Origin of the sequence: Citrobacter sp. MGH110 (genome assembly GCF_001037515.1) — a bacterium.
In the GTDB taxonomy this organism is placed as follows: domain Bacteria; phylum Pseudomonadota; class Gammaproteobacteria; order Enterobacterales; family Enterobacteriaceae; genus Citrobacter; species Citrobacter portucalensis.
Genome location: NZ_KQ089832.1, coordinates 424,012 through 436,830, shown reverse-complemented (window position 1 = coordinate 436,830; position 12,819 = coordinate 424,012). Strand labels below are relative to the sequence as shown.

Here is a 12,819-nt window from a genome sequence, read left to right as displayed (position 1 = left end):
ACTTTTTTATGTGGATAACTCTGGTTAAAAGCTTGGATCAACCGGTAGTTATCCCAAGAACAACCGTTGTTCAGTTTTTGAGTTGTGTATAACCCTTCATTCTGATCCCAGCTTATACGGACCAGGATCACCGATCATTCACAGCTAATGATCCTCAGCAACCTGTTGATCTTACTTAAAGGATCGTCCTTATCCACAGAAAGGTGCGATCCTAATAAGAGATCACAATAAAACAGATCTCTAAATAAAAAGATCTTCTTTTTAATACCCAGGATCCCAGGTCTTTCTCCATCGACTAAAGTTGAGTAGAATCCACGGCCCGGGCTTCAATCCATTTTCACACCGCGTTATGCGAGGCAATTACCATGTTTTATCAGGATCCTTTTGACGTCATCATCATTGGCGGGGGTCATGCAGGCACCGAGGCCGCAATGGCCGCGGCGCGAATGGGACAACAAACCCTGCTTTTGACACACAATATCGATACTCTGGGGCAGATGAGCTGCAACCCGGCGATCGGCGGTATTGGGAAGGGACACCTGGTAAAAGAAGTGGATGCGCTTGGTGGGTTGATGGCAAAAGCGATCGACCACGCGGGTATCCAGTTTAGGATACTAAACGCAAGCAAAGGGCCAGCCGTTCGCGCTACCCGAGCTCAGGCCGATCGTGTGCTCTATCGCCAGGCGGTACGCACTGCACTTGAAAATCAACCCAACCTGATGATCTTCCAGCAGGCGGTTGAAGATCTGATTGTCGAAAACGATCGCGTTGTGGGAGCAGTAACCCAAATGGGACTGAAGTTCCGTGCCAAAGCGGTCGTATTAACCGTGGGGACTTTCCTCGACGGCAAAATTCATATTGGTCTGGATAACTACAGCGGTGGCCGCGCTGGCGATCCGCCGTCCATCCCGCTGTCACGCCGTCTGCGTGAACTGCCGCTGCGCGTCAGCCGCCTGAAAACCGGTACACCGCCGCGTATCGATGCGCGCACAATTGATTTCAGCGTGCTCGGCCAGCAAAACAGCGATAACCCGATGCCGGTCTTCTCATTCCTGGGCGATGCTTCTCAGCATCCACGCCAGATGCCGTGTTACATCACGCATACCAATGAGAAAACCCATGACGTGATCCGCAATAACCTCGATCGTAGCCCAATGTACGCTGGCGTGATCGAAGGTATCGGCCCACGCTACTGCCCGTCGATCGAAGACAAAGTTATGCGCTTTGCCGATCGTAACCAGCATCAGATCTTCCTCGAACCGGAAGGACTGACCTCTAACGAAATTTACCCGAATGGCATCTCCACCAGCCTGCCGTTCGATGTGCAGATGCAAATTGTCCGCTCCATGCAGGGGATGGAAAATGCCAGAATCGTCCGCCCAGGCTACGCGATTGAGTATGATTTCTTCGATCCGCGTGACCTGAAACCTACTCTGGAAAGCAAATTCATCCAGGGTCTGTTCTTTGCGGGCCAGATTAACGGTACAACCGGTTATGAAGAAGCTGCCGCACAAGGCATGCTGGCTGGTCTGAACGCCGCACGTTTGTCTGCTGAAAAAGAGGGATGGGCACCGCGTCGCGATCAGGCTTATCTTGGCGTGCTGGTGGACGACCTGTGTACGCTGGGCACCAAAGAACCGTACCGTATGTTCACATCTCGCGCTGAATACCGTCTGATGCTGCGAGAAGATAACGCCGACCTGCGTCTGACCGAAATTGGTCGTGAACTGGGTCTGGTGGACGATGAGCGCTGGGCTCGCTTCAACGAGAAACTGGAGCGTATCGAACAGGAACGCCAACGTCTTAAATCAACCTGGGTGAATCCGTTAGCGGAGTCCGCAGCAGAAGTGAATGCTCACCTGGCTACACCTCTGTCACGTGAAGCGAGCGGTGAAGATCTGCTGCGTCGCCCGGATATGACCTATGCTCAGTTGACCTCTTTATCTGCGTTCGCACCCGCGCTTGATGATGCTCAGGCCGCAGAACAGGTTGAGATTCAGGTGAAATACGAAGGGTATATTGCCCGTCAGCTGGAAGAAATTGAAAGACAACAGCGCAATGAAAACACCCTGTTGCCTGCAACGCTGGATTATCGTCAGGTCTCTGGCTTGTCGAATGAAGTTATCGCTAAGCTGAACGATCACAAACCCGTTTCGATCGGTCAGGCATCGCGTATTTCCGGCATAACGCCTGCCGCCATCTCCATTCTGCTGGTATGGCTGAAAAAACAAGGTATGCTGCGCCGCAGCGCTTGATAACACTATTTTGGCGGGAGCGCTTCGCTTGCCCGCCGTACAAATTTGTAGGCCCGATAAGCGAAAGCGCATCGGGCATTTGATTATTAACAGGTAACGACCGTGCTCAACAAACTCTCTCGTCTGCTGGCTGATGCCGGTATTTCTCTTACCGATCACCAGAAAAATCAGCTGATTGCGTATGTCGATATGCTGCACAAATGGAACAAAGCCTACAACCTGACGTCGGTGCGGGATCCAAACGAAATGCTGGTGCGCCATATTCTGGACAGCATTGTCGTTGCACCGTATCTGAAGGGTGAGCGTTTTATCGATGTAGGTACGGGACCGGGCCTGCCGGGAATTCCGCTCTCTATCGTGCGCCCTGAAGCGCATTTCACACTGCTCGATAGCCTGGGAAAACGTGTTCGTTTCTTGCGTCAGGTGCAGCATGAGCTTGCGCTTACTAACATCACTCCAGTGCAAAGCCGTGTTGAAGAATTTCCTTCAGAACCACCGTTTGATGGGGTGATTAGCCGTGCTTTCGCTTCACTCAATGATATGGTGAGCTGGTGTCACCATTTGCCGGGCCAGAATGGGCGTTTTTATGCGCTAAAAGGGCAGTTGCCTGCAGATGAAATTGATTCTCTGCCAGCAGAATTCAGCGTTGAGTCCGTCGAAAAATTACGCGTTCCGCAGTTGGATGGTGAACGTCATTTGGTGGTTATTAAGCCAAACAAAATTTAATTTTTATCAAAAAAAATAGAGAAAAAACGGCTTTTCAGGTGTTAAAAGTCATAGGTAATAGTGTGGTTAAATGTCGTTACATTTCACTAGTGCCTTACGGTTTTGCATCATAACTATAACGTACCGTTTTTTGTTAAAAGCGAAACAAGTCAGCTGTGAAAATATCAGTCTGCTAAAAATAGAACGTAAGAATCACCGTTCGTGTTAATTTTTTATTATAAATGTCAATGAGCGGTTTTTTTGTTGTTAGGCGTTGTTTTTGAAATAGTGGCTATTTTTACGCTTAAATATCAAAAAGATGAAAAGGCATCAATTGCCACGTAAATAAATTATGTGAAGGTGAATATGTTCAATATGTGATCTGGTGCACGCTTTGGCGCCAGTGTTTTCGCGGCATTTGCAGTTTTGCATGATCGTTCACAGTTTGCCTAAAAGTAATAAATGTGGGGCAGCGAAAAATATTTAAACATTTATTCACTTTTTAGCTACTTATTGTTTGAAATCACGAAGGCGCACCGTATAATTTGTCCGCTTTTTGATGCTTGACTCTAAGCCATAAAGAACGTTTTATACGACACGCGGCATACCTCGAAGGGAGCAGGAGTAAAAACGTGATGTCTATGTCGCTCTTGAGTCGAAACGTTGCTCGTAAGCTTTTGCTCACACAGCTTCTGGTTGTAATAGCAAGTGGATTGCTGTTTAGCCTCAAAGACCCTTTCTGGGGCATCTCCGCGTTGTGTGGAGGATTGGCAGTGTTACTGCCTAATGTGTTGTTTATGATATTTGCCTGGCGTCACCAGGTACATACACCAGCGAAGGGCCGAGTAGCCTGGTCGTTCGCTTTCGGCGAAGCCTTCAAGGTATTAGCGATGCTGGTGTTGTTGGTGGTGGCGTTGGCTGTTTTGAAAGCGGTATTCATGCCGCTGATCGTTACGTGGGTTTTGGTGCTGGTGGTTCAGATACTGGCGCCGGCTGTAATTAACAACAAAGGGTAAAGGCATCATGGCTTCAGAAAATATGACGCCGCAGGATTACATAGGACACCATCTGAATAACCTTCAGTTGGACCTACGTACATTCTCGCTGGTGGATCCGCACAACCCCCCAGCCACCTTCTGGACGCTCAATATTGACTCCATTTTCTTCTCGGTGGTTCTGGGTCTGTTGTTCCTGCTTATGTTCCGTAGCGTAGCCAAAAAGGCGACCAGCGGCGTACCAGGTAAATTTCAGACCGCGATTGAGCTGGTAATCGGCTTTGTGCATGGTAGCGTGAAAGACATGTACCATGGCAAAAGCAAGCTGATTGCTCCGCTGGCCCTGACGATTTTCGTCTGGGTATTCCTGATGAACTTGATGGATTTGCTGCCTATCGACCTGCTGCCGTACATCGGTGAGCATATCTTTGGCCTACCGGCTCTGCGTGTGGTTCCGTCTGCTGACGTGAACATCACCCTGTCGATGGCGCTGGGCGTATTTATCCTCATTCTGTTCTACAGCATCAAAATGAAAGGCATCGGTGGCTTCGCGAAAGAGTTGACGCTGCAGCCGTTCAATCACTGGGCGTTCATCCCTGTCAACTTAATCCTTGAAGGGGTAAGCCTGCTGTCCAAACCAATCTCTCTTGGTCTGCGACTGTTCGGCAACATGTATGCCGGTGAGCTGATTTTCATTCTGATTGCTGGTCTGTTGCCGTGGTGGTCACAGTGGATCCTGAATGTGCCTTGGGCCATTTTCCACATACTGATTATCACGCTGCAAGCCTTCATATTTATGGTTCTGACGATTGTCTATCTGTCGATGGCATCTGAAGAGCATTAATTTACCAACACTACTACGTTTTAACTGAAACAAACTGGAGACTGTCATGGAAAACCTGAATATGGATCTGCTGTACATTGCTGCCGCTGTGATGATGGGTCTGGCGGCAATCGGTGCTGCGATCGGTATCGGCATCCTCGGGGGTAAATTCCTGGAAGGCGCAGCGCGTCAACCGGATCTGATTCCTCTGCTGCGTACTCAGTTCTTTATCGTTATGGGTCTGGTGGATGCAATCCCAATGATCGCTGTAGGTCTGGGTCTGTACGTGATGTTTGCTGTCGCGTAGTAAGCGTTGCTTGAATTAAGAGCAATATCAGAACGTTAACTAGATAGAGGCATTGTGCTGTGAATCTTAACGCAACAATCCTCGGCCAGGCCATCGCGTTTGTCCTGTTCGTTCTGTTCTGCATGAAGTACGTATGGCCGCCATTAATGGCTGCCATCGAAAAACGTCAAAAAGAAATTGCTGACGGCCTTGCTTCTGCAGAACGAGCACATAAGGATCTTGACCTTGCAAAGGCCAGCGCGACCGACCAGCTGAAAAAAGCGAAGGCGGAAGCTCAGGTAATCATCGAGCAGGCGAACAAACGCCGTGCTCAGATCCTGGACGAAGCTAAAACTGAAGCAGAGCAGGAACGTACTAAAATCGTGGCACAGGCGCAGGCGGAAATTGACGCCGAGCGTAAACGTGCTCGCGAAGAGCTGCGTAAGCAAGTTGCTATCCTGGCTGTTGCTGGCGCCGAGAAGATCATCGAACGTTCCGTGGATGAAGCTGCTAATAGCGACATCGTGGACAAACTTGTCGCTGAACTGTAAGGAGGGAGGGGCTGATGTCTGAATTTATTACGGTAGCTCGCCCCTACGCCAAAGCAGCTTTTGACTTTGCCGTTGAGCACCAAAGCATTGACCGTTGGCAGGATATGTTGACGTTCGCCGCTGAGGTGACAAAAAACGAACAAATGGCAGAGCTTCTCTCTGGCGCGCTGGCGCCGGAAACGCTCGCTGAGTCGTTTATCGCCGTGTGCGGTGAGCAGTTGGACGAAAGCGGCCAAAACCTGATTAGGGTTATGGCTGAAAATAACCGTCTGAATGCGCTCCCGGATGTTCTTGAGCAGTTTATTCACCTGCGTGCAGCCAGTGAGGCTATCTCTGAGGTAGAAGTCACTTCTGCCAATGCACTGAGTGATGAACAGCTTACGAAGATTAGTGCTGCGATGGAAAAACGTCTGTCACGCAAAGTTAAGCTGAATTGCAAAATCGATAAGTCTGTAATGGCAGGCGTAATCATCCGAGCGGGTGATATGGTCATTGATGGCAGCGTACGCGGCCGTCTTGAGCGCCTTGCAGACGTCTTGCAGTCTTAAGGGGACTGGAGCATGCAACTGAATTCCACCGAAATCAGCGAACTGATCAAGCAGCGCATTGCTCAGTTCAATGTTGTGAGCGAAGCTCACAACGAAGGTACTATTGTTTCTGTAAGTGACGGTGTTATCCGCATTCACGGCCTGGCCGATTGTATGCAGGGTGAGATGATTTCCCTGCCGGGTAACCGTTACGCTATCGCACTGAACCTGGAGCGCGACTCCGTAGGTGCAGTTGTGATGGGTCCATACGCTGACCTCGCCGAAGGCATGAAGGTTAAGTGTACGGGTCGTATTCTGGAAGTTCCGGTTGGCCGTGGCCTGCTGGGTCGTGTGGTGAACACTCTGGGTTCCCCGATTGACGGTAAAGGTCCGGTTGATAACGATGGCTTCTCGCCAATCGAAGTTATCGCACCAGGCGTAATCGAACGTCAGTCCGTCGACCAGCCAGTACAGACCGGTTATAAATCTGTTGATGCCATGATCCCAATCGGTCGTGGCCAGCGTGAGCTGATCATCGGTGACCGTCAGACAGGTAAAACTGCGATGGCAATCGATGCCATCATCAACCAGCGTGATTCCGGCATCAAATGTGTGTACGTGGCTATCGGCCAAAAAGCGTCCACCATTTCCAACGTGGTTCGTAAACTGGAAGAACACGGCGCACTGTCCAACACCATCGTTGTTGTGGCGACCGCGTCTGAATCTGCTGCACTGCAATACCTGGCACCATATGCCGGTTGCGCAATGGGCGAATACTTCCGTGACCGCGGTGAAGATGCACTGATCGTTTACGATGACCTGTCTAAACAGGCCGTTGCTTACCGTCAGGTTTCCCTGCTGCTGCGTCGTCCGCCAGGACGTGAAGCATTCCCGGGCGACGTATTTTACCTCCACTCCCGTCTGCTGGAACGCGCATCCCGCGTAAACGCGGAATACGTTGAGAAGTTCACCAATGGTGAAGTTAAAGGTAAAACCGGCTCCCTGACCGCTCTGCCGATTATCGAAACCCAGGCGGGTGACGTTTCTGCGTTCGTTCCGACCAACGTAATTTCCATTACCGATGGTCAGATCTTCCTGGAAACTAACCTGTTTAACTCCGGTATTCGTCCGGCAGTTAACCCGGGTATCTCCGTATCTCGTGTTGGTGGTGCAGCGCAGACCAAGATCATCAAGAAACTGTCCGGTGGTATTCGTACCGCTCTGGCACAGTATCGTGAACTGGCAGCGTTTTCTCAGTTCGCTTCCGACCTGGATGAAGCTACTCGTAAGCAGCTGAGCCATGGTCAGAAAGTAACTGAACTGCTGAAGCAGAAACAGTATGCGCCAATGTCTGTTGCACAGCAGGGTGTGGTGCTGTTTGCGGCTGAACGCGGTTACCTCGAAGATGTGGAACTGGCGAAAATCGGTAGCTTCGAAGCCGCTCTGCTGGCTTACGTTGACCGTGACCACGCTCCGCTGATGCAAGAGATCAACCAGTCCGGTGGCTATAACGATGAAATCGAAGGCAAGCTGAAAGCTATCCTCGATTCCTTCAAGGCAACCCAGTCCTGGTAACGTCTGGCGGTCTGCTTTAGGGCGGACCGCAAGGCATTGAGGAGAAGCTCATGGCCGGCGCAAAAGAGATACGTAGTAAGATCGCAAGCGTCCAGAACACGCAGAAGATCACTAAAGCGATGGAGATGGTCGCCGCTTCCAAAATGCGTAAATCGCAGGATCGCATGGCGGCCAGCCGTCCTTATGCAGAGACCATGCGCAAAGTGATTGGTCACCTTGCGAATGGTAATCTGGAATATAAGCACCCTTACCTGGAAGAACGCGACGTTAAACGCGTGGGCTACCTGGTGGTGTCGACCGACCGTGGTCTGTGCGGTGGCTTGAACATTAACCTGTTCAAAAAGCTGCTGGCGGATATGAAAACATGGTCCGATAAAGGCGTTCAGTGCGATATCGCAATGATTGGCTCTAAGGGCGTGTCTTTCTTTAACTCCGTTGGCGGAAACGTGATCGCTCAGGTAACCGGCATGGGGGATAACCCTTCCCTGTCCGAACTGATCGGTCCGGTTAAAGTGATGCTGCAGGCCTACGATGAAGGTCGTCTGGACAAACTGTACGTTGTCAGCAACAAATTTATTAACACCATGTCTCAGACGCCAACCATCACTCAACTGCTGCCTCTGCCGGCATCAGATGATGATGAATTGAAGCGTAAATCCTGGGATTACCTGTATGAGCCAGACCCGAAAGCGCTGCTGGATACCTTGCTGCGTCGTTATGTCGAGTCTCAGGTTTATCAGGGCGTGGTAGAAAACCTGGCCAGCGAGCAGGCCGCACGTATGGTGGCGATGAAAGCCGCGACCGACAATGGCGGCAGCCTGATTAAAGAGCTGCAGTTGGTATACAACAAAGCTCGTCAGGCCAGCATTACTCAGGAACTCACCGAAATCGTCGGTGGTGCATCCGCGGTATAACCAGGTTAATTCGTAGAGGATTCAAGATGGCTACTGGAAAAATTGTCCAGGTAATCGGCGCCGTGGTTGACGTCGAATTCCCTCAGGATGCCGTACCGCGCGTGTACGATGCTCTTGAGGTTATGAATGGTAAAGAGAGCCTGGTGCTGGAAGTTCAGCAGCAGCTCGGCGGCGGTATCGTACGTACCATCGCCATGGGTTCTTCCGACGGTCTGCGTCGTGGTCTGGAAGTTAAAGACCTCGAACACCCGATCGAAGTCCCGGTAGGTAAAGCAACCCTGGGTCGTATCATGAACGTCCTGGGTCACCCGATCGACATGAAAGGCGATATCGGTGAAGAAGAGCGTTGGGCTATCCACCGCGCAGCACCTTCCTACGAAGAGCTGTCCAGCTCTCAGGAACTGCTGGAAACCGGCATCAAAGTTATCGACCTGATGTGTCCGTTCGCTAAGGGCGGTAAAGTCGGTCTGTTCGGTGGTGCGGGTGTAGGTAAAACCGTAAACATGATGGAGCTGATCCGTAACATCGCGATCGAACACTCCGGTTACTCCGTGTTTGCGGGCGTAGGTGAACGTACTCGTGAGGGTAACGACTTCTACCACGAAATGACCGACTCCAACGTACTGGACAAAGTGTCCCTGGTATATGGCCAGATGAACGAGCCGCCGGGAAACCGTCTGCGCGTTGCACTGACCGGTCTGACCATGGCTGAGAAGTTCCGTGACGAAGGTCGTGACGTTCTGCTGTTCGTTGATAACATCTACCGTTACACCCTGGCCGGTACAGAAGTATCTGCACTGCTGGGTCGTATGCCATCAGCGGTAGGCTACCAGCCGACCCTGGCGGAAGAGATGGGTGTTCTTCAGGAACGTATCACCTCTACCAAAACCGGTTCTATCACCTCCGTTCAGGCGGTATACGTACCTGCGGATGACTTGACTGACCCGTCCCCAGCAACCACCTTTGCTCACTTAGATGCAACCGTGGTACTGAGCCGTCAGATCGCTTCTCTGGGTATCTACCCGGCAGTTGACCCGCTGGACTCCACCAGCCGTCAGTTGGATCCGCTGGTTGTTGGTCAGGAACACTACGACACCGCGCGTGGCGTACAGTCCCTGCTGCAGCGTTATCAGGAACTGAAAGACATCATCGCCATCCTGGGTATGGATGAACTGTCTGAAGAAGATAAACTGGTGGTAGCACGTGCGCGTAAGATCCAGCGCTTCCTGTCCCAGCCGTTCTTCGTTGCGGAAGTATTCACCGGTTCTCCGGGTAAATACGTTTCCCTGAAAGACACCATCCGTGGCTTTAAAGGCATCATGGAAGGCGAATACGACCACCTGCCAGAGCAGGCGTTCTACATGGTTGGTTCTATCGACGAAGCCGTGGAAAAAGCCAAAAAACTTTAACGCCTTAATCGGAGGGTGATATGGCAATGACTTACCACCTGGACGTCGTCAGCGCAGAGCAACAAATGTTCTCTGGTCTGGTCGAGAAAATCCAGGTAACGGGTAGTGAAGGTGAACTGGGTATTTTCCCGGGTCACGCACCGCTGCTCACCGCCATTAAGCCTGGTATGATCCGCATCGTTAAACAGTTCGGTCATGAAGAGTTTATCTATCTGTCCGGCGGCATTCTTGAAGTGCAGCCTGGCAGCGTGACCGTACTGGCTGATACCGCGATTCGCGGACAGGATCTCGATGAAGCGAGAGCCCTGGAAGCGAAGCGTAAGGCTGAAGAGCACATTAAGAGCTCTCATGGTGACGTGGATTACGCTCAGGCATCTGCGGAACTGGCCAAAGCGATCGCGAAACTGCGCGTTATCGAGTTGACCAAAAAAGCGATGTAACACCGGCTTGAAAAGCACAAAGGCCAGTCTGGTTTCCAGGCTGGCTTTTTTTATGGCTTGGTTACAGGAAATATGTAAATAAAAAGCAGTTTTATTATTTCGTGATTTAGATCATAAAAATATTGATTGGTTAAAAAATGAGGCGTAGACTCTTTTTTATGTGATGTATGTCACATAATGAACTCAGATAAAAAAAGAGATACCAACATGAAATTGATCAACAAAATCATCGCCCTGTTCAGCAATATGAGTTTTTAGTCTTTCCCCGCCAGCTCTGTGGCGCGAAGCTTAATGCGGTTTATCAGCTAGCGTCATCGTCATTAAACCCCCCCTCCTTCGCTGTATCATTTGTTCTCTATCATTCCTCCCCTCAATTTTCCCAACCCGTTTTTCTGCTTCTCACTGAATCACATAAATAAAATCGTACTATGCTGATGTAATGCTTTATTCATGCGGTAAAAAAATAGCAAAAACATTAACCTAAGGCTTTAATAAGAGCAAACTCCTGGTTTTTGGGAGACAAAAGACGCAGATATAGACGAAAATAGTGAGTTATCAGATGGGGAATCCCCCCTGTTGAACGTTTTATCTTCGGTCCATTTCACGCTGAAAAAAATGTAGTATTTTCAATGTGAAACGGTATAAATTCGTTCTCAAATTACAGTCAGGACGTGTATGTTGAATAATGCTATGAGCGTTGTGATCCTTGCCGCAGGCAAAGGCACGCGTATGTATTCCGATCTTCCTAAAGTGCTGCACACCCTCGCAGGAAAGCCGATGGTTCAGCATGTCATTGATGCAGCTAATGAATTAGGTGCGACTCATGTACACCTTGTCTACGGACACGGTGGCGATCTGCTTAAGCAAACGCTGAAAGATGGCAATCTGAATTGGGTTCTGCAGGCTGAGCAGTTGGGTACCGGCCATGCAATGCAGCAGGCGGCGCCATTCTTTAGTGATGACGAAGACATTTTAATGCTCTATGGAGATGTGCCGCTGATCTCTACCGATACCTTACGTCGCCTGCGTGAAGCCAAACCGCAGGGTGGTATCGGTTTGTTAACGGTAAAACTGGACGACCCATCCGGCTATGGGCGTATTACCCGTGAAAACGGCAAAGTTACTGGCATTGTTGAGCATAAAGATGCAACCGACGAGCAGCGTCAAATCCAGGAAATCAACACTGGCATTCTGATTGCCAACGGCGCTGACATGAAGCGTTGGCTGTCTAAACTGACCAACAACAACGTGCAGGGTGAATACTACATCACCGATATCATCGCGATGGCGTATCAGGAAGGACGTGAAATTGCGGCAGTACATCCGGCACGAATCAGTGAAACGGAAGGGGTAAATAACCGCCTTCAGTTATCCCGTCTGGAACGTGTGTATCAGTCCGAGCAGGCAGAAAAACTGCTGCTGGCGGGCGTGATGCTGCGCGATCCTGCACGTTTTGATCTTCGCGGTACGCTGATTCACGGGCGCGATGTTGAAATTGATACTAACGTTATCATTGAAGGTAACGTAACCGTTGGGGATCGCGTCAAGATTGGCGCTGGCTGCATCATCAAAAACAGCGTGATTGGTGAGGGTTGTGAGCTTAGCCCGTACAGTGTGGTGGAAGATGCCCATCTGGAAGCCGCTTGCACCATCGGTCCATTCGCGCGTCTGCGCCCGGGTGCTGAGCTGCAGGAAGGCGCACACGTGGGTAACTTCGTCGAAATGAAAAAAGCGCGTCTGGGTAAAGGCTCTAAAGCTGGTCATTTGACCTATCTGGGCGATGCGGAAATTGGCGATAACGTGAATATCGGCGCGGGTACGATCACCTGCAACTACGATGGTGCCAATAAGTTTAAAACCATTATTGGTGATGATGTGTTTGTGGGTTCTGATACTCAGCTGGTGGCACCTGTCACCGTGGGTAAAGGTGCGACGATTGCCGCAGGAACCACCGTAACGCGTAATGTCGCCGATAACGAATTGGTATTAAGCCGTGTACCTCAGGTCCATAAACAGGGCTGGCAGCGTCCGGTGAAGAAGAAGTAATTTATTTTTGCCGGATGGCGGCTTTGCCTTATCCGGCCTACGTGCGGTGACGTTCTGTAGGCCTGATAAGCGTGAGCGCCATCAGGCAGACAAGAGATGAGGGGATAATATAATCCTCCGCTCAACAAGCAGTACCTATAAAAATAACCCCACTCTCTACAAGGCTCGGGGCACCCGGAATACGGGTTTTATCCAAAGATTTCGCGTTGTGGTAAGGCGGCAAGCGCGTGAGACCATGGGAGCTTACAATCAGTAAGTGACCATGGCGAAAGCGTGCAGCCAACACAGCCACA

12 protein-coding genes are annotated in these 12,819 nt (G+C 50.5%); all 12 read left to right on the top strand.

The annotated features are described in order from the left end of the window. The first annotated feature begins 365 nt into the window (after positions 1 to 365). The 12 genes from mnmG (at position 366) to glmU (ending at position 12,526) form a co-directional block, all read left to right on the top strand. On the top strand, positions 366 to 2,255 hold the full coding sequence (gene mnmG, locus SK38_RS22010; protein ID WP_003827014.1) for a tRNA uridine-5-carboxymethylaminomethyl(34) synthesis enzyme MnmG: 1,890 nt from the start codon (positions 366 to 368) through the stop codon (positions 2,253 to 2,255). A 102-nt stretch (positions 2,256 to 2,357) separates the two neighbouring features. Next, complete coding sequence (gene rsmG, locus SK38_RS22005) at positions 2,358 to 2,981, top strand: 16S rRNA (guanine(527)-N(7))-methyltransferase RsmG (RefSeq protein WP_003827017.1); 624 nt, start codon at positions 2,358 to 2,360, stop codon at positions 2,979 to 2,981. A 614-nt stretch (positions 2,982 to 3,595) separates the two neighbouring features. Then, positions 3,596 to 3,976: a F0F1 ATP synthase subunit I gene (gene atpI, locus SK38_RS22000; protein ID WP_003827019.1), complete on the top strand. Its 381-nt coding sequence runs from the start codon at positions 3,596 to 3,598 to the stop codon at positions 3,974 to 3,976. A 7-nt stretch (positions 3,977 to 3,983) separates the two neighbouring features. Next, entirely contained in the window at positions 3,984 to 4,799 is an 816-nt protein-coding gene (gene atpB / locus SK38_RS21995; protein WP_003023792.1) for a F0F1 ATP synthase subunit A, read from the top strand. A gap of 46 nt (positions 4,800 to 4,845) precedes the next feature. Further along, positions 4,846 to 5,085 (top strand): F0F1 ATP synthase subunit C, encoded by a 240-nt coding sequence (gene atpE / locus SK38_RS21990; RefSeq protein WP_003023794.1) that lies wholly within the window; start codon positions 4,846 to 4,848, stop codon positions 5,083 to 5,085. A gap of 59 nt (positions 5,086 to 5,144) precedes the next feature. Continuing rightward, on the top strand, positions 5,145 to 5,615 hold the full coding sequence (gene atpF, locus SK38_RS21985; RefSeq protein WP_003827022.1) for a F0F1 ATP synthase subunit B: 471 nt from the start codon (positions 5,145 to 5,147) through the stop codon (positions 5,613 to 5,615). A gap of 14 nt (positions 5,616 to 5,629) precedes the next feature. Continuing rightward, positions 5,630 to 6,163 carry a F0F1 ATP synthase subunit delta gene (gene atpH / locus SK38_RS21980; RefSeq protein ID WP_003827024.1) on the top strand — a complete coding sequence of 178 codons (534 nt, stop codon included), beginning with the start codon at positions 5,630 to 5,632 and terminating at the stop codon, positions 6,161 to 6,163. Positions 6,164 to 6,175: 12 nt separating this feature from the next. Beyond that, complete coding sequence (atpA, locus tag SK38_RS21975) at positions 6,176 to 7,717, top strand: F0F1 ATP synthase subunit alpha (protein WP_003023802.1); 1,542 nt, start codon at positions 6,176 to 6,178, stop codon at positions 7,715 to 7,717. 50 nt (positions 7,718 to 7,767) lie between these two features. Further along, a complete protein-coding gene (gene atpG / locus SK38_RS21970; protein ID WP_006687765.1) occupies positions 7,768 to 8,631 on the top strand; it encodes a F0F1 ATP synthase subunit gamma in 864 nt (287 codons plus the stop codon). 26 nt (positions 8,632 to 8,657) lie between these two features. Continuing rightward, a complete protein-coding gene (gene atpD / locus SK38_RS21965; protein ID WP_003023806.1) occupies positions 8,658 to 10,040 on the top strand; it encodes a F0F1 ATP synthase subunit beta in 1,383 nt (460 codons plus the stop codon). 20 nt (positions 10,041 to 10,060) lie between these two features. Then, a complete protein-coding gene (locus SK38_RS21960; RefSeq protein WP_003023809.1) occupies positions 10,061 to 10,480 on the top strand; it encodes a F0F1 ATP synthase subunit epsilon in 420 nt (139 codons plus the stop codon). A 675-nt stretch (positions 10,481 to 11,155) separates the two neighbouring features. Continuing rightward, positions 11,156 to 12,526 carry a bifunctional UDP-N-acetylglucosamine diphosphorylase/glucosamine-1-phosphate N-acetyltransferase GlmU gene (glmU, locus tag SK38_RS21955; protein WP_048237059.1) on the top strand — a complete coding sequence of 457 codons (1,371 nt, stop codon included), beginning with the start codon at positions 11,156 to 11,158 and terminating at the stop codon, positions 12,524 to 12,526. Positions 12,527 to 12,819: the final 293 nt, after the last annotated feature.

Bases quoted from the DNA above. Each gene is read 5' to 3' on its own strand.
- mnmG (WP_003827014.1), top strand. From the start codon at position 366: ATGTTTTATCAGGATCCTTTTGACGTCATCATCATTGGCGGGGGTCAT.
- atpI (WP_003827019.1), top strand. From the start codon at position 3,596: ATGTCTATGTCGCTCTTGAGTCGAAACGTTGCTCGTAAGCTTTTGCTC.
- atpB (WP_003023792.1), top strand. From the start codon at position 3,984: ATGGCTTCAGAAAATATGACGCCGCAGGATTACATAGGACACCATCTG.
- atpE (WP_003023794.1), top strand. From the start codon at position 4,846: ATGGAAAACCTGAATATGGATCTGCTGTACATTGCTGCCGCTGTGATG.
- atpH (WP_003827024.1), top strand. From the start codon at position 5,630: ATGTCTGAATTTATTACGGTAGCTCGCCCCTACGCCAAAGCAGCTTTT.
- atpA (WP_003023802.1), top strand. From the start codon at position 6,176: ATGCAACTGAATTCCACCGAAATCAGCGAACTGATCAAGCAGCGCATT.
- atpG (WP_006687765.1), top strand. From the start codon at position 7,768: ATGGCCGGCGCAAAAGAGATACGTAGTAAGATCGCAAGCGTCCAGAAC.
- atpD (WP_003023806.1), top strand. From the start codon at position 8,658: ATGGCTACTGGAAAAATTGTCCAGGTAATCGGCGCCGTGGTTGACGTC.
- SK38_RS21960 (WP_003023809.1), top strand. From the start codon at position 10,061: ATGGCAATGACTTACCACCTGGACGTCGTCAGCGCAGAGCAACAAATG.
- glmU (WP_048237059.1), top strand. From the start codon at position 11,156: ATGTTGAATAATGCTATGAGCGTTGTGATCCTTGCCGCAGGCAAAGGC.